This is a genomic window from Arthrobacter sp. ISL-95, from assembly GCF_018613695.1.
Taxonomy (GTDB): Bacteria; Actinomycetota; Actinomycetes; order Actinomycetales; family Micrococcaceae; genus Arthrobacter.
The window spans coordinates 165,719-185,707 of record NZ_JAGGPR010000016.1; the positions used below are offsets into that span (position 1 = coordinate 165,719).

A 19,989-nucleotide genomic window follows, 5' to 3' on the forward strand; every position below is an offset into this window, starting at 1 on the left:
TCTGACAGGCACGGCAAAGGCCGGAAGTTACAGACCTCCGGCCTTTGTGCTGCAGTGGCCTTGAAGCCACCGCATGGGCTAGCCGGTTTGGTTGAGGCTCAGTATGTTTCCCTCACTGTCCAGGAACCAGGCCGCAGCGCTGCCGTCCGGCATGGTGGCGACGCCGTCCTCGGTCTTCAGGCCAGGGAAGTCGTAGTCTTCAAACGCAACTCCCTTACCTCGGAGTTCCTGCACAGCGGCTTTGACGTCACTGACCATCCAACCCATCTGGGTGTTCTTCGCCGACCCGGCATTCGATGTCTGATAGATAAAGAATCCCGTTCCATCGCCGCACCTGTATTGCAGGTTGTCGTCGGCGTCCGGATTTTCGGGTTCGAGTCCGAGTTTCTCGCTGTAATACGCGCGCGCCCGGGCGATGTCCTGTGCCGGTAGGACGGCACCAACCTGCTGATCCTTGAGCATTGTTTTCTCTTTCCGGCTCTCCCCCCGGAACGAACTTTACTCCCGGGAGAGTCCCCGCGTAATCCAAAAACGACACCATATTTCCTGGCCCGGGCAAGGGTGAGTGCCGGGAAAGCTTAGACTGGCCGCATGCCGATCATCCCTGATGAAAAAGACTGGACCTGGGTGCTCTCGGAGCCCTGCCCCGAGTGCGGTTTCGACCCCGCCACGGTGACCCCTTCCACGGTGCCCGGCACCGTCCTGAACATGCTTCCCCGGTGGCGGGCCGTGCTGCGCAGGGAGGATGTGGCCACGCGTCCCAATGACCACACGTGGTCCAACCTTGAGTACGCATGCCACGTCCGCGACGTCTTCAGCCTGTTCGATCAGCGCCTGAACCTGATGCTCACGGAGGATGACGCCCGGTTCGCCAACTGGGACCAGGACCAAGCGGCGATCGACGGCGAGTATGGTTCCGCTGATCCGAGAATGGTGGCCGACGAACTTGAAGCGGAGGGTAAGGAAATTGCCGAGTCTTTTGCCCGGGTCACCGAAGATGATTGGCAGCGCACCGGGACGCGAAGCAACGGATCCTCATTCACCGTGCTGACGTTCTCCCAGTACTTCCTCCACGATGTTGTTCACCATCTTCATGACGTGGACGGCTAGGAACTCAGAGCATTTTTTCCCACGTCATGCTGCGGTTCACTGGCGTGTAGCCCATGCCAAGGTAGAGTTCCAGCGCGCCGGTGGGGTTGGCTGAGTCCACGTCCAGTGACGCCACCTCCATTCCGGCTGAGGCGTAGCGCTGCATCGCGTCGGCAAGCAGGGCTTGGGCTATGCCGCGGCCTCGATAGGCACGCCGCACGCCAATAAGCTCCGTGTAACCTTCCTTGAAACCGCGGTCTGCGGCAGAGTCGGGATCGAAGCTGGTCAGTTGGTACGCGGCTACCTCTCCTGTGGAGGAATCGATGACCACCGCGCTGAGATCATGCCGGGCAGTAGGTTCCTCGATGGTGAAACGCCAGGATTCTTCATCCCGTGGCTCGCTCCCCCAATGATCCCTAAACGCATCGTTGTGGGCCTGGCGCACGGGTTCAAAGAGCGAAGGGTCCAGCGTCCTGAGCTCAAGTCCTGCAATCAGTGGCGCCCGTGGCAGTTCGTGGGAAAGGGGCCGGTGCATTTCGTTGAACCAGCGCACAGCACCGTAGCCATGGCCCATCAGAAGTGTCGCCTGGTGCTCGTGCTGCTCCTCCGTCTGGATCCGGAGACGGGGTGGCGCAGTGGTGTGACCTGCCGCCTCATCGTCGTGGAACCGGTTGCGTACTTGTCCTTCCTGCCACACCAGGATTGCGGAGCCGATCCCCCGTTGCTGCCATTCCGGGTCAACACACGCCATTCCGGTGGCTTTGTCTCCGTCCGGGTTTTTGGCGATGCGTCCGTAGGCCCGGGCCACGCCGTCGGAGTCCAAACCCAGGAGTGTGCTTGTCTCCGCCGGGTTCTTGGTGGACTCCAGGACATGAACCAGATCGCCGCGCTTTTCGTACCAGACAGGATGTTCGACGGCGGCTGTGCGGGCGATCAGGCCTGCCCAGTTATCGAGGTCCGCCATGGTGGCTGGTCGCCAGCTCAGACCGGTGGCAACGGCATCAGGCAGGGCTTGGCTTGCGGATTCGAAAGGCATGCCAACAGGCTACTGAGGAGTAGGCCTTCCTGCCAGTTCCGGCGCGCCCTGCACCTTTCCCGCGGAAGCACGCTTCAAGGAAGCCTGCTCTTCGGAAACGTGCGTGGCGGGCAACTCCAACCTCGCGTCTGAGGGGTCAATGTCGTCCGGATTATGGGTGACCAGCACAACGGTCACGGCCTTGAGTCCGTTGCGCAGGATGGCCATCATTTCCCGGGCCGAGCCGGCATCCAAATGCGCTGTTGGTTCGTCGAGCAACAACACGGACGCTCCGGTCAGGAGCGTTCTGGCCATCGCCAGGCGCTGGCGTTCACCTCCACTGAGGAAAGAACCGCCGGGCCCGATCCTGGCGTCGAGCTTGTCCGGCAATGCTTCCACCACTGCATCAAGCCCGACGTCGGCCAGGGCCTTGTGCATCTCTGCCTCGCTGGGCTTGGAGGCAGCCGGCCGGCTCAGCAGGAGATTGCCCCGGATGGTGGAGTCGAACAGGTGCGCCTCCTGGGGGCACCACGCCGCCGTGCCGGAGATCTGCACAGTTCCTTCCGCCAACGGCAGGAATCCCAGCAGCACGGAGAGGAGCGTGGACTTCCCTGCGCCGGAGGGGCCGGTCACGGCGAGCCAACGGCCCGGCACGGCAACCGCGTTCACGCCGGAGAAGACCTTCGGGCCACCCGGCCACGCCGCTGAAGCGTCCCTCAATTCCAGTCCTGCCTGACCGGGACGATCCGGCAATTGCCGCCTGCCGGCGTCGTGGTCTATTGAGACGTTCTCTCCTGAGACGTTCCCTTGTGACGGGTTCGTCGAGTCGGGGGTGTGCAACGAGCCGGGGGTGTCCAACGCGCCGGATGCGGCCGCGCGGCCCAGGACGGCTGCGAGCGCCGGGGCCTGGCGGACGGCGGACACGGTTCCCCCGAAGGGTTCAACCAGGGCGAGTTGCATCAGGACTATGACGGCTGCGAGTTCCGGGGCAACAGTGCCATTGAGCACGGTGGGGGCGCTGAGGGCGCCCGCCCACAGCGCTGTCAACGAGCACGCCAGGACAATCATGGCTTGGCCGAGCCCTTCGGCCCATGCCGAGCGCTGCGCGGAGTGGGTGGCGCTGCGGTCCTGGGCGCGCAGTGCGGCGAGGACCGGCTCCCCCACCCCGTTGGCGCTGAGTTCCTCACGGGCGTCAAGGGCTGCGGCCACTCCCCTCAACACCATTGAGCGCATCTGTTGCTCGGCAATGGCAGCTTTCCTGTCGGCCAGGACAGCCAGGGTTGGTGCAACGAGCAGTCCCACCACGGTGGACGCCACTACAGCAGGCAGCGCCTCGGGCAGAACGACGGTTGTGGCGAGGATGGCCGCGACTCCAACTCCCACGGCAGTCATGGGCGGGAGGACAACCCTGGGCAGGAGATCGCGGAGGGTGTCAACGTCGTCCACGATGGACCCCAAGACGTTGCCGCCTTGGAGGAGGCGCCGGAGGGAAAGTGCCCTGCGGCTTAGTGAGGCCCAGAGCGCACCGCGGAGGCGGGTCATGGCTGCGAAGACGGCATCATGGGTCAGAAGCCGTTCGCAGTAGCGCAGCACGGCCCTTCCGATGCCGAAGAACCTTACTCCGACGATCGCGCCGAGCAGGTAGAGAATGGGGGGCTGTTCGCTGGCCCTGATGATGAGCCATCCGGACAGGCCTGATAACGCGACTGCGAAGAGGGCGTCCAGGACGGCCACTACACCTGCGGCGGCGAACTTCCAGCGCACGGGTTTCAGTGCCCGCAGGAGCCGTCGCAGGCTGCCTGTGGTGGGAGCGGAGAGCAAGTCACTGTGTAGGGTGGCGTCCTTCGGCGGGACTGTAGCGGCCCCTGATGATGTGGCGCTCCAGTCCGGAGTGGTCGCTCCGGACACTGCAGGCGCCGGGTGCCGACGCTGGTTCCCTATGGGTACCAGGTGGTCGGCGAGCGCCCGGGTGGCGGCGTCGTGGGCCACCAGGATCACGGTGACGTTGCCACGAAGCGACTCTATGGCGCGGCGGACCACGCTTGCCGAGTATTGGTCAAGATGGGCGGTGGGTTCGTCGAGCAGCAGGACGGTAGCGCCGGCTTCCACACGGGCCAGGCCACGGGCGAGGGCAACCCTCCGCAATTCTCCGGGGCTCAGTTCTGCTGGGTTCCCGGCTGCCAGGTGTTCCGCGGAGGCCTTCCTGAGGACACGGGTGACTGCCTCGGCTGTGTTCCCGGTGTATCCGTGCAGATAGAGCATAATTTCTTGCTGCACAGTTTCGGTGGCCATGACCGGGTGTTGGGGAACCCACGCGATTGAATCCGGGGCGGCACCGGTGATGGTTCCTGTGACCGAGGCTCCCGGTCCTTGCCCGATCAGCCCGGCAAGGACTCTCAGCACGGTGCTCTTCCCGGCGCCGCTGTCGCCGTCGAGGGCCGTGACGTGCCCCGGCTCAGCTCTAAAGCTGAGGGGCCCGACGGCGGGCGCGGACCTTCCGTGGTAGGTCACCGACAACCCGCTCACCACCACCCCCGTGGACTTGGATACGGCAGTTCCGGATGGACCGCCCCCTTGCAATCGCTGGTGCGAGGGGGCATCCAGTACGGCGTTGGTGGTTTCGAGTGCCGCGCGACCGTCATCACTGGCGTGGTGGGCAGTGCCGAGCTCCCGGAGGGGAAGGTAGCAATCCGGAGCCAGGATCAATGCCAGGAGTCCGGCTTCAAGTGCCATGTCGCCATGCACCAACCGGACACCGATGAACACCGCCACCACGGCCACGGAGATGGTTGCGATGAGTTCCAGGGCAAGTGCGGAAAGGAACGCAGTGCGGAGGGTTTCCATGGTCCGGGTACGGTATTGCTCGGAAATGTCTTCCAGGGCTGCGCGTTGCTCGGTGGCACGTCCAAGGCCCACCAGGACGGGAAGCCCTTTTGCGAGCTCCAGGATGTGGCCGGACAGTTTCCGGAGCGTGCTTTGCGCCTCCCGGACGGTGTCTTCGGTGTGCCTGCCGATCAGGACCATGAACAGCGGCACCAAAGGAACGGTCAAGACGATCACCACGGCACTGACCCAATCGGCAAAGAGGATCCGTGCCCCGATCAGCAGCGGGACCGTTGCGCAGTTCACGATTGCCGGCAGGTATTGGGTGTAGTAGTCGTCCAGCGCGTCCAGGCCCCGCGTGGCAAGGATCGCCAGGCCGCCGTCGTTCATTCCCGCTACCGGTGACGATCCGGCGTCGGACAATGAGCGCCGCAGCAGCCGCGCCCGCAATTCTTCCTTGACGCCCAGGGCAGCCCGCCTTGAGGCAATGCCTTGGGCGTATACGGTCAGCGACCTCAGAACTGCTCCGGCCGCACCCCAGACAAGCCCGCTGTTCCAGTCCCCTGATCCGGAGGCGAGCCCTGCCAGCATCCCTGCTACGGCTTGCGCCATGAGTACTAGGGACAGGGCCTTGAGGGCGGACATGAGGCCGATGGCGTAGAGCGCCGATCGCGTTGCCGGGCCGGAAGGGAACACGGGTTTCATGGGGCGACTAATCTCCGGGTCGGGTGGACGTGGCCGGGGTGTTGTCCTTGGGAATCATCACCTTGGCGGCAATTGCGGGCAGGAATCCGTGGGCTTCGGGGATGTGGGCCGCGCTGACACGCCGCCGGAACACCCAGTAGGTCCATGACTGGTAGGCAATCACGAGTGGCAGTCCAACTGCTGCGACGATGCTCATGAGGCCCAGCGTGTAGTCCGAGGACGAGGCGTTCGAGATGGTCAGGTTGAAGGCGGGGTCAATCGTGGAGGGAATGACCACGGGGAACGCGGCCCCGAAGATCGACGCTGTGGCGCAGACAATGAAGGCTCCGAGGGCACTGAAGGCGCGCCCTTCGGATCCCACGCGTGCCAGCCGCCAAGCCAGGACGACGGCTGCCACTGCCGCCGCCACCAAAGCCCAGGTCCACGGCTTGCCGCTCAAGAACTGGACAGATACCATCCACCCGAACATCGGCAACACCGCAAACGGCACGAGTCGCACAAACCAGCGGCGGGCCCGGTGCCGCACGTCGCCGTCGGTCTTCAGTGCAAGGAACGCCAGGGCGTGCACCAGCGCGAACGCCACCACACCGAAACCGCCCAGGAGTGCGTAACCGCTGAACCAGGACATGGGGCCGCCTACACGGTCGCCGTTCTCGTTCAAGGGCAGTCCCGTGGTGGTCAAGGCCAGAGCTGCGCCGATGCCGAACGCGGCTACGAAGGACCCGACGGCGATCGCCCAGTCCCAGCGGTTGCGCCAGCGTTCGGAATCCACCTTGCCGCGGTATTCGAAGGCGACCGCCCGGAAGATCAGAGCGGCCAGGACAGCCAGGAGCGGGAGGTACAGGGTGGAGAACAGCGAGGCGTACCAGAGGGGAAAGGCAGCGAAGGTGGCACCGGCTGCAGTGAGCAGCCACACTTCATTGCCGTCCCATACCGGGCCGATGGTGTTCAGCAGCACACGGCGGTCAGTGTTGTTGCGGGCGAACAGCTTCATGAGCATGCCCACACCGAGGTCAAATCCCTCCAGGAAGAGATAACCGGTCCACAACACCGCGATGGCCACGAACCAGATGGTTGGCAACAGTTCCATTGTCATTACCCTTTGGCGTTTAGTAGGCGAATTGGCTTCTAGTAGGCGAATGCCAGGACGTCGTCGCCGGACTTGCCCGGACCTGCGCCGTCGTCGTTCTTGTCGTGGTGGTCTGCCGAATCCTGGGCGTGCGCCAACTCAGGCATCGCCGAGGCCACACCACCACGGATGTACTTGACCAAGAGCTTCACTTCCACCACCAGCAGCGCGGCATAGATGGCGGTAAGAACCACCAGCGAGGTCATGAGCTCACCTGCGCTGACGCCCGGTGACACCGCAGCGGCGGTAAACATGAACACCTGGTCGATTCCGTTCATGTCCGGGTTGGGGGCAACCACGAACGGCTGCCTGCCCATTTCGGTGAAGATCCAGCCGGCCGCGTTGGCACCGAACGGTGCAAGGATCCCTAAGACGGCCAGACGCATGAGCCATTTGGACTCGGGGACTATGCCCTTGCGCGTCACCCAGAGCGCGAGCAGGGCGGCGAAGGCGGCGATACCGCCGAAGCCGATCATCATGCGGAAGCCCCAGTAAGTGACTTCCATAACGGGAACGTACTGGATTTCCTGCCCGGCGCGTTCGCCGTACAGCGGGTTGTCCGGCAGGTGGGTGCCGTACTTTTCCTTGTACTCACCCAGCAGGCTGTTCACACCCTTGACCTCGGTGGTGAAATCACCCTTGGCCAGGAAGGAGAGGATGCCTGGTACTTCAATGACCGCCACGATGTCATCGCAGTTTGTGGCACCGAGGTTGCCCACGCTCAGGACCGAGAAGCCCGTGCCGTCGTGGCAGGCAGCTTCAGCGGCTGCCATCTTCATGGGCTGCTGCTCGAACATGAGCTTGCCCTGCAGGTCACCCGTAATGGCAGTTCCTGCGAAGGAGATCATGGCAACTACTGCACCGATGCGCAGGGACGTCATCCACACGGTGTAATCGGTCTTGTCGCGACCCGGGATTACGGCCTCGCCAGGGACCAGCTTGCCGTCGTTGCCCACAACGTCAATGCCATCGTGGCGTCGACGCCAGAGGTGGTACCAGGCGATGCCCAGGAGGAAAGCTCCCGCTACAGCGAGTGCGCCAAACAACGTGTGGGGTACCGCAACCAGCGCCGTGTTGTTGGTGAACACAGCCCAGGCATCGGTCATCACGGGCCGGCCATCCACCATCTCAACGCCAACAGGGTGCTGCATCCAGGAGTTCGCCACAATGATGAAGTATGCGGAGAAAACTGAACCGATCACGGCGATCCACAAGCAGGCCAAGTGAACGCCACGCTTGAGCTGCTTCCAACCAAAGATCCACAAACCCAGGAAGGTGGATTCGACGAAGAAGGCCAACAAGGCTTCGAGGGCCAGCGGCGCACCGAAGACATCTCCGACGAAGCGACTGTACTCGCTCCATGCCATGCCGAACTGGAATTCCTGGACGATGCCGGTAGCTACACCCATGATGAAGTTGATGAGGAAGAGCTTTCCCCAGAACTTGGTCATCCGCAGGTATTCGGGCTTGCCGGTGCGGTACCAAATGGTTTGGATGATGGCCACCACAAGGCCGAGGCCGATGGTGAGCGGCACCATCATGAAGTGGTAGACGGTGGTGATGCCGAATTGCCAGCGTGCGATTTCCAAGGCGTCCATGGCTGTCCTTTGTGCGGTGGACCGAAGTACGATGACCCTACTTCTACGTCACGTAGAAAACTTCTCTTCTACACAGTGTAGAACAAATGGAGACCGCCGAGCCCCATTCTTCAAGTGGCGTGACGCACGCGCAAGGGTCTTCCGTCGCGAGCGGCGCGCCGATAGTTCTACCTCACGTAGAATGAAGGACTGAAAAGCGGTAGATTTATTACGGAATGTTGGATCATCGCTTCCGACTGCAGCACTCTGCATCGGGAAGCGGAAGGTAGGGACGTATAGATGGCAAGTCTTGGGGAACTGGAACGGGCAGTGATGGATCTGCTCTGGGCAGGCCAGGAGGCTGCAACTGCCAATACACTGCGTGATCTTTTGGCGCAGGATTCCGAGGCCGGCGACGGCACAGCGGGTCATCAGGGCAAGGACCTGGCAGTAACCACGGTCCTCACCGTGCTCTCTCGCTTGGAAAAGAAGGGCCTGGTGGAGCGCGAACGCGGAACGCGCCCGCACCGCTACCAAGCCGTATCGAGCCGCGCTGACCACACCGCAGAGCTCATGCATGAAGTTCTGGGCTCCGCGCCGGACCGCGAGGCCGTCCTCGCCCGGTTCATAGGCTCCGTCACCGAAAGTGAAGCCGCTACCCTGCGCAAACTGCTCGGCTACAATTAGCCACTATGTTCTGGACCTCATACCTGCTTGCGGTCCTGGCATTGATTCTGGCATGGCCGGTCCCCGTGTTGCTGTCGCGCGCGCAGTGGCCGGCACGATCCCCCTTCACAGCCATGGTGCTGTGGCAGGCGATCGCCCTCGCCGGTGGTTTGTCCATGATCGGAGCCATGCTCGTCTACGGACTGGAGCCGATCGGGGACAACCTGATAGCGGGGCTCAAGAGCCTGGCCGGGATGGTTTTCAATAACGAACCCACCACCGCGCTGGGCTTCTGGCACCTTTTTGCCCTCTCCGCGGCAGCGCTGCTGACCGCACACCTGGTCTTCACCCTGCTGCTGACCTATTACAAGATTGAGCGCCAACGGCGACGCCACCGCGAACTGCTCGCCCTGCTGGCATCACCTTCCGACGACGGCCCCGGCACCGTAGTGATCAACCACGACTCCCCCGTCGCATACTGCCTGCCCGGGGGTGCCCGGTCAGTAACGGTACTGTCCGACGGCCTCATGGCAGCACTGGAGCCGGCTGAGCTCAGGGCTGTCCTCATTCACGAGAACGCCCACCTGTCCCAGCGCCACGATCTCCTGCTGTGGGCCTTTGCTGCTTGGCGCCAGGCGCTGCCGTGGTTCCCCACCACCCGGCTGGCCCAGACGGCCGTGAATTCACTGATCGAAATGCTGGCCGACGACGTCGCACTCCGCACCGAGAGCAAAGGCACGCTCATCAAGGCCATCGCCATTGTTGCCAGCGGTAGCTCACAGCCGACCCCGGGCGGGCAGGCATTCAGCAGGGGTCCCGAGCTGGCCGGCAGCCAGGCATTAAGCGCTGGCAGCGCCGTCGTGGAGGGCAATGCCGTCAGCGCCACCGGCGGTGCCGACTCGCCGCGCACGACGGCGTCACGCGTCAGCCGCCTGCTCTCGCCCAAGCCGCCACTCACCAAGCCCGTCCGTGTGCTGGTCCTCTTGGCCTCGGCCCTGCTGCTAGCAGTGCCCACGGCCCTATTGATCGTTCCAGGCCTGCTGGGATGACTTCCTGCCCGATTGAATCCTTGCCCAGCTGAAATCTTGCCCAGCTGAATTCTTGCTCGGCCAATGGGCCCTTGAGGCTACTGACGCCTATTGGGGCAGCTTCGCGTCGTACACCAGGGATGCGTAGCCCTCCAAAGCTTCGATGCATCGGGCCAAGTGTCCAGCAGCGTCGCCCGCCTGGGGCAGGCGGAGGACGTCGCGCGACTTCAACTCCCTGTACCAGCGCCGCAAGCGCTCCAGGCTCTGCTCCTCCTCCTCTAGTTCGGCGAAAGTGAACTTTTCCCGTGAGATCTCTTTGGCTATCTCCTGCTCAAACTTGCCGCAATCGGCCGTAAACTCTTTCCATTCCTCCAGTCGGGCAGCTTCAAAGGCGTGACGGAGAGTAATCGCCCCCTGAGCGCGCGGCGCGGCGTCCACCAGCGTCCAGGAACCGCCACCTTTGGCTACCAGTGCCTCAGCCCGCGAGAGACCGTCGTCAAAGGCCGGGTGGGCAGGAAGAAGCCAGGTTCCCGGCGACAACGGAACTGCCCCGATCCGACGCAACTCCCGCCATACGGCCACCCTGTGCCTGGAGGGCTGCGCGGGAACCTGCACAAGAATCAGTAGCCAATGTTCATCAATCACACTTATGAATGTAGCAGCTGTTACATTCAGTGATGTGAACGCCCCAGAAGCACTTCCTTCCATCTCGGCCAGCCAGCGTTGGCCCCTCTACGCCGCCGATTTTACCACAGCCTTCGGCGCCCATGCTGTCGCTGCAGGACTGGGGGCCGAAAGCGCCGACATCGGACTGAGTTTGCTGGCTCTGGGCATCCTGTTGGCTTTGTACGACGTCGCGGAAGTGTTTCTCAAACCGATCTTCGGCGCCCTCAGCGACCGTATTGGACCCAAACCCGTCATCGTTGGTGGACTGCTGGCTTTTTCGGTCACGTCCTTGATTGGTCTATGGGCCGACCAGCCCGTCATGCTTGCCGCCGCCCGCTTGGGGCAAGGGATGGCGGCCTCTGCCTTTTCACCGGCCTCGTCGGCCAGCGTGGCCCGGCTCTCCGGCGGCAAGAGCGGACACTACTTCGGGCGGTACGGCTCATGGAAAGGGCTCGGTTACGCCATTGGTCCTCTGTTGGGAGCTATGGCCATCATCACGGGTGGTTTCAGCCTCCTGTTCGCTACCCTCGCGGTACTGGGCCTGACGGTAGCCGTGTGGGCCCTGGTATCAGTGCCTCCCCTGAAGCCGCTTCCTCGCCCCCGCTACACGATCGTGGACGTCTGGCGCCAAAGCACCGAGCGATCGTTCCTTGGACCAACACTCGTACTGGCTGCCGCCACGGGAGCACTTGGGGCGGCCGTTGGCTTTCTCCCTGCCCTGGCCGCAAGGGAGGGTTTGGGGACCGGCGGCAGCGTCGCCGTTGTCACAGTGCTTGCCGTAGCATCAGCGCTGATACAGCCCCGCGTGGGCCGGCTACGCGATCACGGAAGACTTTCCGACAGGCCAGGCATGGTAGCCGGCCTGCTCGCTATCTCGGCAGGCACCCTGATGGCCGCTGTGTTGCCAGGGGCAGCTTGGATCTACTGCGCGGCCGTGCTCATTGGCGTGGGGATCGGCACTTCCACGCCCCTCGCTTTCGCCCACTTGGCCGACGCGACGCCCGCCGAACGCCTCGGCAGGACCATGGGTTCAGCCGAACTGGGCCGTGAACTCGGCGACGCCGGTGGACCGCTACTGGTGGGCGGCGTTGCCGTGGCCGCCGGACTGCCCTGGGGTCTGGGGGCGCTGGCTTTGATGGTGGGCGCCGCCTCGTTCGCCGCACCCTGCCGCGCAACATCGGCTACTAATGATGCCCGGCTGCCGCCCACCTCGGGCTAAGCGTCGATGCGTTCCCGGTCCAAGGTGGCAGCGCCTGCAATGATGAATTCCTTGCGCGGTGCAACGTCGGAACCCATCAGGAGGTCGAAGACTTCCTCGGCGCGCTGGGCACTTTCGATGCCCACCTTCCGAAGCGTCCTATGGCGCGGATCCATGGTGGTCTCAGCCAACTGCTGCGCATCCATCTCGCCCAGACCCTTATACCGCTGGATGGGTTCTTTGTAGCGCTTGCCGTCCTTGGCAAGATTGGACAGGAGCACGTGGAGCTCGGCCTCCGAGTAGGTGTAGATCATCTCATTGGCTTTTTGGCCCGGGTTAATGACCTCCACGCGGTGCAGGGGCGGGACAGCCGCAAACACGCGGCCCGCCTCAACCATGGGCCGCATGTAACGGAAGAAAAGAGTCAGCAGCAGGGTGCGGATGTGCGCGCCGTCAACGTCTGCATCGGTCATCAGGATGACTTTGCCGTACCGGGCAACGTCAAGGTCGAAGCTGCGGCCCGAGCCTGCGCCAACAACCTGGATCAACGCCGCGCACTCAGCGTTGGACAACATGTCGCCAACGGATGCCTTCTGGACATTCAGAATCTTTCCCCGGATGGGAAGCAGCGCCTGGAAGTCCGAGGACCGCGCAAGCTTGGCGGTACCTAGAGCGGAGTCACCCTCTACGATGAACAATTCGGAGCGCGCCACGTCATCAGTCCGGCAGTCGGCAAGCTTGGTGGGCATCGATGACGTTTCAAGGGCATTTTTACGGCGCTGGGTTTCCTTGTGCACGCGGGCTGAGATGCGCGACTTCATCTCAGCCACCATCTTCTCCAAAAGGAGCGCGGACTGGGCTTTGTCATTGCGGTTGGCCGAATTGAGCCTCGCCGATATTTCCTTCTCAACAACCTTGGCAACGATGGCCCGGACCGCCGAGGTGCCAAGGATCTCTTTGGTCTGTCCCTCGAATTGCGGTTCCGCAAGGCGAACTGTCAGGACGGCTGTCAGACCGGCGAGAATGTCATCCTTCTCGATCTTGTCGTTCCCGGCTTTGAGCTTGCGTGCGTTCGTCTCCACTGCTTTGCGGAAGGTCTTCAGCAGCGCGGTTTCAAAACCGGACTGGTGTGTGCCGCCCTTGGGCGTAGCGATGATGTTGACGAAGCTGCGCATAGTGGTCTCATAACCAATGCCCCAGCGCAGGGCGATGTCCACTTCACAGTCACGTTCGACTTCGGCGATCTTGCTGTGCCCGTTGTCGTCCAGGACAGGAACGGTTTCCTTAAACTTTCCGGAACCATGAAGGCGCCAAACGTCCGTCACTCCGGAATCGGCCGCCAGATACTCGACGAACTCGGAGATGCCGCCGTCATGGTGGAATACCTCCTCATGGACGCCGGACTCCCCCGGTGTGCCGGCCAGTTTGCGTTCATCGCGCACGGTGATCTTCAGGCCGGGCACAAGGAAGGACGTCTGACGAGCCCTTGACGCCAGGTCGTCGTACGAGAACTTGGCATCCGGAGTGAAAATCTGGCGGTCCGCCCAGTAGCGCACGCGGGTTCCCGTGACACCACGCTTGGCCTTGCCCACAACATCGAGCACCGACTTTTCAACAAACGGCTCAAAGGGTGCATTGGGGCTCGGCTTTGCCCCGGAATCCACGAAACGTCCAGGCTCTCCCCTGCGGAATGACATCTGGTACGTTTTGCTGCCTCGATCCACCTGGACGTCCAGGCGGCTGGACAAGGCGTTTACTACAGAGGCACCTACACCGTGCAAGCCACCCGAGGCAGTGTAGGAACCGCCGCCGAATTTGCCTCCGGCGTGCAGTTTGGTGAACACAACCTCGACGCCGGAGAGGCCGGTCTTGGGTTCGAGGTCCACGGGAATACCGCGCCCATCGTCGTGGATTTCCACCGAGTTGTCCGCGTGAAGGATCACCTTGATGTCATGTCCAAAGCCGGCCAAGGCCTCATCCACGGCGTTATCAATGATTTCCCACAGGCAGTGCATGAGACCGCGGGAGTCCGTGGAGCCGATGTACATGCCCGGGCGCTTTCGAACGGCTTCCAGGCCCTCAAGGACAGACAGATGCCGGGCGTTGTATTCAGAACTCGGTGCCACTCGCGGTGTGCTCCTTCGGGGTATATCTCGGGGGTACTTCCCAGCCGCATTTGGCTGGTAAATCAAGGCAAACACTGCCCGTACCAGCCTAGCCGGGGAAGGCAACAAGGACCGTTTGCCACTCCAGTGGTGACGCAGCGTTCCCGGCTACGTTACGCACATGTGATACGCGGACAGCGAAAGTGACCCATCCTTGCCATGGATCTGCGTCGAATGCTGGTTATATGGATGTACAGAACTACTAAGGAGGCCGACATGACAACAGCAGTTGCAGACCGCACGCTGAACGCAGCTGATCGCTGTGACCGTTGCGGAGCCCAAGCGTACGTCCGCGTTGTACTCGAGTCCTCCGGCGGTGAGCTGCTTTTCTGCGGCCACCACGCCCGTGCAGTAGAAGCTACGCTCCGGCCCATGACTTCCGACTGGCACGATGAGACCGAGCGACTCACCGAGAAGGCTCCCGTAACCGTCGACTAGGCATTCCGGCTCACCGGAAACCCTTTTGATCAGATAACAAGGCTCCTCCCATCCGGGAGGGGCCTTGTTGCGTTTGACGGGTTGCGCTCAAGAAACCCAGACGGTTGCGCTCCAGAAAAAAGTGGCCCGGCCGGATGTCCGGCCGGGCCACTTCACATGACTCTGTTCGTTTAGTCCAGGTAGTCCCGCAAAACCTGCGAACGGGACGGGTGCCGCAGCTTGGACATGGTCTTGCTTTCGATCTGGCGGATGCGCTCACGCGTGACACCGTAGACCTTGCCGATTTCGTCTAAAGTCTTCGGCTGGCCATCGGTCAGGCCGAAGCGCATCGCCACAACTCCGGCCTCGCGCTCGGACAGGGTGTCTAAAACGGAGTGCAGCTGCTCCTGCAAGAGCGTGAAGCTCACGGCGTCGGCGGGAACAACAGCCTCCGAGTCCTCAATCAGGTCACCGAACTCCGAGTCACCGTCCTCACCCAGCGGGGTGTGCAGTGAAATCGGCTCGCGCCCGTACTTCTGAACCTCAACAACCTTTTCGGGCGTCATGTCCAGTTCGAGTGCCAGCTCTTCAGGTGTCGGTTCACGGCCGAGGTCCTGAAGCATTTGGCGCTGTACGCGGGCCAGCTTGTTGATGACTTCCACCATGTGCACCGGAATACGGATGGTACGGGCCTGGTCTGCCATGGCGCGGGTAATTGCCTGACGGATCCACCATGTTGCGTAAGTGGAGAACTTAAAGCCCTTGGTGTAGTCGAACTTCTCTACCGCGCGGATAAGGCCCAGGTTGCCTTCCTGAATCAGGTCCAGGAAGAGCATGCCACGGCCCGTGTAGCGCTTGGCCAACGAAACGACGAGGCGCAGGTTGGCTTCGAGCAGGTGGTTCTTGGCGCGCTTGCCATCATGGATGACAAATTCAAGCTCGCGCTTGAGCTTGGGATCCATGGATCCGTCGTCGGCGTTGATCTTTTCCTCGGCAAAGAGGCCGGCCTCAATACGAAGTGCAAGATCAACTTCCTGCTCCGCATTCAGCAGTGCAACCTTGCCGATCTGCTTGAGGTAGTCCTTGACGGGGTCGGCTGTTGCGCCGGCCGACATGACCTGCTGGACAGGTGCGTCGTCGTCATCGGCATCCGAGTAAACGAATCCCGAGCCGGAGGGCGCAGCCTTGTCCTTGGCGGCCGCGGCGCCGTCCTCGACGTCGTCGTCTCCGACTTCCTCGGCAGCTGCGGGATCAAAGTCTTCATCCTCGCCGCTGGAGTCCTCAGCGTCCGAGCCAGAGGTCTTATTCGCGGCTTCAGCGGCGGCCTTCGCACCGGGCTTGGGTCCACGCTTCTTGGGTGCCGGCTTGTCAGAGTCGCCCTCTGAGGCCTTGTTGGCAGCACGTGTCGCTGCGCGCTTTGCCGATGTTGCCGCCTTCTTTTCCTCAGCGGACAATTCGGCCTGGGCGGCGGGTTCCTTCTCGACGGAAGACGGGGTCACAGAAAACCTTTCTAGCGGCGGTCTGTGGAATCACCATACGGGCAACACCACTATGACCCTGTCAAGTCCGCGATCAATTTCAAATGCGATCGCCGTCTGCAGAGTCTCTATACAGAACTCTCGACGACACTGTATTGTTCCCGGCGAAGGGGCCAATTCAGGCATTCGAACGCGGACCCAACCGGGTCTCGGCATCCATTGTCTCACGGTTTTGCGAAACTCACGCCGGATGAATGTCCAAACCCTCTAAAAGACAGTGTCTTTGGGCCCCCGCCAAGCAGTGCTTGAACTTCGTGCCCAGGCACAAATGGTCCCTTGCCCCAGGAGATCCATGAGCAGCTCGGCGAGTCGATAGCCCGGTTGGGCCTCCCCTGCCCCGCTGAGGCACGCATAGGCAATGGATCCGCGCCCCTTGCACCAGGCAATCCAGCCCTGCAGGGTCAGTGCCGCCGCCGGGACAACGCCGGATTCGCCATCGACGCACAGCCCGATAAGAACTTTCTCCAGTGCATCCAGCGTGCCCCAGCACGGCATGTCCGGTTGCATTCCAAGCAGGACATCACCGTAGGTAAAGACGTCGCCATCGGTATTTGGTGCAGGCGGTACCTTGGCAGCGGGGAGGACCGGGACGGCTACTCCGAATTCTTGCGGGTCGAACGGAGTGTCGGAGTAATCGTCGTCGTCAACGAACAAACCCAACGCGGAGGCGCCGGACTTCGCGGATTCCATGCCTGCCGCCGCCATGACCACCACAGCGTCACGCCACGCAGGGACCCTGAGAGTTGTTCTAAGGAGGCCCATGATGTGTGCGTCGGTGCCGCACTGCAGGAGGTGGCCTGCTTCAACCCGGTTCAGCACGTGGTGCCATACAGCAAGGACAGTGTCCAGACAGTGCTCACTCCTCCATCTACCAAGAATCTGCTTGCCGTAGCGCGACTCCGCGGCGAGTACCAAAGGGTCGAGCACCCCTGGGCTGGCAAGCCGAGGTTTTGCAGACGTGCTCCTGGGTGATGGCCCTATGGAGCTCCCCCTGTACACCAGCTCTGCGCTGAGTCTGCTGTTTTTTATGCGATCAACCGGTAAGCCCGGAACCGGGCAACATTGCAAATCTGTGCAGTAGGCGCTGCGCCAATACTCGGGGCCAACAAGCCACGCGTCCCGGACCGATAAGTCAACCTCATCCAGACTCAGCTGAAGGGCTTCGAGCAACGGGATTGCCTGACGGACAACATTGCCGTCCTCCCAACCGGAGTCGGTATAGACGGCGAGCACCACCCCGTTGGCGTCCTCATCGGCAATCAGGAAGCTCCGGATCTGGTCCGCAAAACCTGCGCGGGCTTCGAGTGAAGCAAGGGTTGGCAGATCCACGCGCAGCGTGGCTCCCAGGACTTTCCCTTGCATGGTGATTGCCACAAGACTGTCCTCGGGCCAGTAACCCAACATGTGGGGAATGTAGCCAAGAATATCTTCGGGTTGGTGGATGCTGAGCGTTCTGTTCGAAGTCATGGTTCCACCCTGCTCAACTCCGGCCGGCGGAGACAGGGACCATCATGCTTATGTGGAAAAGCAGCGCGGCAATACAGCGACGTGCGGTCCTACTGGTCGTCCGCGGACGCGGGCCGTGTGGCGCGTCGTCGCTCCACCCGTTCCCGGCGCTGCCTGGCGAGGGCGGCCAGCAGCGGCTGCACGTGAATCCCCTGTGTTGCCATCTGGCGGCGCACCTTCCGCCGCGTCACCAGAATGAGTACGGTTCCGAGGCCCAGCAGTACGAATTGAATGCTAAGGGCAATGCGGAACGGTGCGAGACCGTAAAGATTACCGCCGGAGAAACCACTGGCGTACAGGATATCGAGCACCAAGCCGATGAGGTAGATCGCAACGAGCGCCGCGATGAAGCCGCCAACGTTGACAATACCGGTGGCTGTTCCGATCCGGTGCGAGGGATTGAAGGTACGGGCAAAGTCGAATCCGATCATGGATCCGGGCCCGCCCACAGCCAGCACCACTACCAAAATAGCCAGGAGCCACAGAGGGGCGCGCTCGGGAAGAATGAGCACAGCAGCCCAAGCCAAGGTCGTCGCCAAAGCTATGAGCAGGACCATGGCGGATCTTCGCATGGGATGTTTGGAAACGAATCGGCCGAACCCGGGCCCGGCAGCTATAGCGGTGGCCACGAAGAGCGCCATCAGGCCGGAGACTGTTGCGGCATCGAGTCCCTGGGCAGACAACAGGAAGGGATACCCCCAAGTCATCGCAAAAAGGTTGCCGCTGAATTGAACCGTGAAGTGGCTCCAAAGGCCCAGCCGGGTTCCGGGTTGTTTCCACGCGCGGGACAGGGAAACGCCAGTGGCACGGAGGCCCTGGCCGGTTTCCCGGGGCGGGTGCCCGGGCGGGGCATCGCGGAGCATCGCCAGTACGAGGACCACTGCCAGCACAGACATCGCCGCCAGAGTGAGGAATGCGGGTGTCCATCCGGCCGTGTGAAGAAGCAGTGCGAACGGAACAACGCTGAAGAGCTGACCGAGTTGGCCACTCATGCCGGTCAGCTGGGTGACCAGCGGAACCTTTGCAGGAGCGAACCACAAGGGGACCAAGCGAATTACCGAGATAAAGGTCATAGCATCGCCGGCCCCCACCAGGACCCGGCCCAGGACGCCTCCGGGGACACTGTCCGCAAAAGCCAACTGCAACTGCCCCAAGCCCATCAGCACGGCACCGCCGGCGATCATGGCCCTCGAACCAAACCTGTCCACCAGGACGCCCACGGGAATCTGCAAACCTGCGTAGACCAGAAGTTGAAGCACCGTGAAAAAAGAGATGGCGGAGGCGCTGGCGTGGAATCTGTCAGTGGCCTCCAAACCTGCCACACCAAACGAGGTTCGCTGCGCTACCGCAACCAGGTAGGCGAATACGCCGATCGTCCAGATGAGCCAGGCACGGGGAGCATTCACCCCATAATTATGCCTGCCGACCACTCAAAGCTGATTTATTGAGGCGAGTCTTTACGTGCCAGATAGGCCTCGACCGCAGCTCCAATGTCTTCGGCGTTGGGCAGTTCATCGTTCTCATCAGCCAACAGTGATCGGCGGACAACGCCTTCGGATTTCTCGTCGTAACGCGTCTCGAGATTCGTCACTACTGCCTGCACTTCCTCGGAAGCTTCGATCTGATCGGCGATCTGTCGGCCCACTTCACGGCCAGCTTCCCGGAGCCTGTCCGTCGGCAGCATGAGGGACGTTGCCGCTCCCAAGTATTCCAATCCGGCTACTGCTGCCGGCGGGTACTCCGCTTCGGAGAGGTAATGCGGGACATGGATGACGTACCCGGCCACGTTCCGTTCCGCTTCGGTGAGCCGGAGTTCAAGGACGTGTCCAATGGCGGCCGGTACATCAACGGTGGGCTTCCAACTGGAAATCCCCGCAATGAGCTCAGGCATGTTGCCATGAACCGTGACGCCAACAGGCCGCGTGTGCGGGACGGGCATGGGGATGGAATGGATCCAAGTCACCAAGTTGACGTCGAGCTCTTCCACGATTCCAACCACAGCCCGCGAGAAGCGCTCCCATTGCAGATCGGGCTCGAAGCCGGCAAGGAGCAAAAAAGGTTGGCCGAGGCCGTCATTGAGCTTGTAAAGGCCAAGCTTTGGCGCCTGGTAGTCCTGCAGATGGTCTTCAACGAAGCTGATGTGAGGCCGCCTGGAACGGTAATCGATGAGTTGGTCGGCGTCGAACATGGCCACCACCTCGGCGTCCAGTTCGTCCAACAGTTCCGCGTTGATCTGCCGGACTACGTGACCGGCATCGGCAAAACCCGTGAATCCCATGACCATGTTCAGCCCACGAAGTTCGGGGCTGTGGAAGGTCTCAATGTTTCGCGCATAGAGCGATTCGGGGTCCAGGAGAGAGCCGGATATCCGTTCAAACACGGCGTGTTCCTTTCGCAATGACAAAGTCAGGGAGGTCCACCGCACCGTCGAATGGACAACCGGTGAAGTGACGCCTGAAACATCACA

Annotated in this window: 16 protein-coding genes; 5 read left to right on the top strand and 11 right to left on the bottom strand. The window is 62.2% G+C overall.

Annotated elements, in window-relative coordinates:
- Positions 1-78 precede the first annotated feature (78 nt).
- Positions 79-462: a VOC family protein gene (locus J7I86_RS19545; RefSeq protein WP_214822533.1), complete on the bottom strand. Its 384-nt coding sequence runs from the start codon at positions 460-462 to the stop codon at positions 79-81.
- A gap of 129 nt (positions 463-591) precedes the next feature.
- Here J7I86_RS19545 and J7I86_RS19550 point away from each other — a divergent pair, with 129 nt between their 5' ends.
- A complete protein-coding gene (locus J7I86_RS19550) occupies positions 592-1,110 on the top strand; it encodes a DinB family protein (RefSeq protein ID WP_214822534.1) in 519 nt (172 codons plus the stop codon).
- Between the two features lie 4 nt (positions 1,111-1,114).
- On the opposite strand, the gene J7I86_RS19555 is transcribed toward J7I86_RS19550, so the two are convergent.
- Genes J7I86_RS19555 through J7I86_RS19570 form a run of 4 tightly spaced genes read right to left on the bottom strand, consistent with a single transcriptional unit; the run spans position 1,115 to position 8,359 of the window.
- The gene (locus J7I86_RS19555) at positions 1,115-2,125 is read right to left on the bottom strand and encodes a GNAT family N-acetyltransferase (RefSeq protein ID WP_214822535.1); all 1,011 of its coding nucleotides are present in this window, start codon (positions 2,123-2,125) and stop codon (positions 1,115-1,117) included.
- Positions 2,126-2,134: 9 nt separating this feature from the next.
- Positions 2,135-5,632: a thiol reductant ABC exporter subunit CydD gene (gene cydD, locus J7I86_RS19560; RefSeq protein ID WP_214822536.1), complete on the bottom strand. Its 3,498-nt coding sequence runs from the start codon at positions 5,630-5,632 to the stop codon at positions 2,135-2,137.
- A 7-nt stretch (positions 5,633-5,639) separates the two neighbouring features.
- Positions 5,640-6,722, bottom strand: coding sequence for a cytochrome d ubiquinol oxidase subunit II (gene cydB, locus J7I86_RS19565; protein ID WP_214822538.1), 1,083 nt, complete (start codon positions 6,720-6,722; stop codon positions 5,640-5,642).
- 38 nt (positions 6,723-6,760) lie between these two features.
- Positions 6,761-8,359 (bottom strand): cytochrome ubiquinol oxidase subunit I, encoded by a 1,599-nt coding sequence (locus J7I86_RS19570; RefSeq protein ID WP_214822539.1) that lies wholly within the window; start codon positions 8,357-8,359, stop codon positions 6,761-6,763.
- Between the two features lie 279 nt (positions 8,360-8,638).
- Here J7I86_RS19570 and J7I86_RS19575 point away from each other — a divergent pair, with 279 nt between their 5' ends.
- Complete coding sequence (locus tag J7I86_RS19575; RefSeq protein WP_011774471.1) at positions 8,639-9,025, top strand: BlaI/MecI/CopY family transcriptional regulator; 387 nt, start codon at positions 8,639-8,641, stop codon at positions 9,023-9,025.
- Between the two features lie 5 nt (positions 9,026-9,030).
- Entirely contained in the window at positions 9,031-10,053 is a 1,023-nt protein-coding gene (locus J7I86_RS19580; RefSeq protein ID WP_214822540.1) for a M56 family metallopeptidase, read from the top strand.
- Positions 10,054-10,140: 87 nt separating this feature from the next.
- Here the strand turns inward: J7I86_RS19580 and J7I86_RS19585 are convergent, their stop codons facing one another.
- The gene (locus J7I86_RS19585; RefSeq protein WP_214822541.1) at positions 10,141-10,677 is read right to left on the bottom strand and encodes a Chromate resistance protein ChrB; all 537 of its coding nucleotides are present in this window, start codon (positions 10,675-10,677) and stop codon (positions 10,141-10,143) included.
- Between the two features lie 34 nt (positions 10,678-10,711).
- Here J7I86_RS19585 and J7I86_RS19590 point away from each other — a divergent pair, with 34 nt between their 5' ends.
- Positions 10,712-11,917: an MFS transporter gene (locus tag J7I86_RS19590; protein WP_214822542.1), complete on the top strand. Its 1,206-nt coding sequence runs from the start codon at positions 10,712-10,714 to the stop codon at positions 11,915-11,917.
- Here the strand turns inward: J7I86_RS19590 and J7I86_RS19595 are convergent.
- Entirely contained in the window at positions 11,914-14,022 is a 2,109-nt protein-coding gene (locus tag J7I86_RS19595; protein ID WP_214822543.1) for a type IIA DNA topoisomerase subunit B, read from the bottom strand. The two genes, J7I86_RS19590 and J7I86_RS19595, sit on opposite strands and share 4 nt — an antisense overlap.
- Positions 14,023-14,277: 255 nt before the next feature.
- On the opposite strand from J7I86_RS19595, the gene J7I86_RS19600 reads away from it, so the two are divergent.
- Positions 14,278-14,499, top strand: a complete 222-nt coding sequence (locus tag J7I86_RS19600; RefSeq protein ID WP_214822544.1) for a hypothetical protein — start codon at positions 14,278-14,280, stop codon at positions 14,497-14,499.
- Positions 14,500-14,669: 170 nt separating this feature from the next.
- On the opposite strand, the gene J7I86_RS19605 is transcribed toward J7I86_RS19600, so the two are convergent.
- The 4 genes from J7I86_RS19605 to J7I86_RS19620 form a co-directional block, all read right to left on the bottom strand.
- A complete protein-coding gene (locus tag J7I86_RS19605) occupies positions 14,670-15,977 on the bottom strand; it encodes an RNA polymerase sigma factor (RefSeq protein WP_214822545.1) in 1,308 nt (435 codons plus the stop codon).
- A gap of 246 nt (positions 15,978-16,223) precedes the next feature.
- Complete coding sequence (locus tag J7I86_RS19610) at positions 16,224-17,483, bottom strand: DUF4192 domain-containing protein (protein WP_214822546.1); 1,260 nt, start codon at positions 17,481-17,483, stop codon at positions 16,224-16,226.
- 89 nt (positions 17,484-17,572) lie between these two features.
- Positions 17,573-18,928, bottom strand: a complete 1,356-nt coding sequence (locus tag J7I86_RS19615) for a nitrate/nitrite transporter (protein WP_214822547.1) — start codon at positions 18,926-18,928, stop codon at positions 17,573-17,575.
- A gap of 35 nt (positions 18,929-18,963) precedes the next feature.
- Entirely contained in the window at positions 18,964-19,902 is a 939-nt protein-coding gene (locus tag J7I86_RS19620; protein ID WP_214822548.1) for a proteasome assembly chaperone family protein, read from the bottom strand.
- Between the last annotated feature and the right edge of the window lie 87 nt (positions 19,903-19,989).

What these genes read in the sequence shown, in the direction of transcription:
- J7I86_RS19545 (WP_214822533.1), bottom strand. Translation starts at nt 462, where the DNA reads ATGCTCAAGGATCAGCAGGTTGGTGCCGTCCTACCGGCACAGGACATC.
- J7I86_RS19575 (WP_011774471.1), top strand. Translation starts at nt 8,639, where the DNA reads ATGGCAAGTCTTGGGGAACTGGAACGGGCAGTGATGGATCTGCTCTGG.
- cydD (WP_214822536.1), bottom strand. Translation starts at nt 5,632, where the DNA reads ATGAAACCCGTGTTCCCTTCCGGCCCGGCAACGCGATCGGCGCTCTAC.
- J7I86_RS19570 (WP_214822539.1), bottom strand. Translation starts at nt 8,359, where the DNA reads ATGGACGCCTTGGAAATCGCACGCTGGCAATTCGGCATCACCACCGTC.
- J7I86_RS19610 (WP_214822546.1), bottom strand. Translation starts at nt 17,483, where the DNA reads ATGACTTCGAACAGAACGCTCAGCATCCACCAACCCGAAGATATTCTT.
- J7I86_RS19580 (WP_214822540.1), top strand. Translation starts at nt 9,031, where the DNA reads ATGTTCTGGACCTCATACCTGCTTGCGGTCCTGGCATTGATTCTGGCA.
- J7I86_RS19555 (WP_214822535.1), bottom strand. Translation starts at nt 2,125, where the DNA reads ATGCCTTTCGAATCCGCAAGCCAAGCCCTGCCTGATGCCGTTGCCACC.
- J7I86_RS19550 (WP_214822534.1), top strand. Translation starts at nt 592, where the DNA reads ATGCCGATCATCCCTGATGAAAAAGACTGGACCTGGGTGCTCTCGGAG.
- cydB (WP_214822538.1), bottom strand. Translation starts at nt 6,722, where the DNA reads ATGGAACTGTTGCCAACCATCTGGTTCGTGGCCATCGCGGTGTTGTGG.
- J7I86_RS19600 (WP_214822544.1), top strand. Translation starts at nt 14,278, where the DNA reads ATGACAACAGCAGTTGCAGACCGCACGCTGAACGCAGCTGATCGCTGT.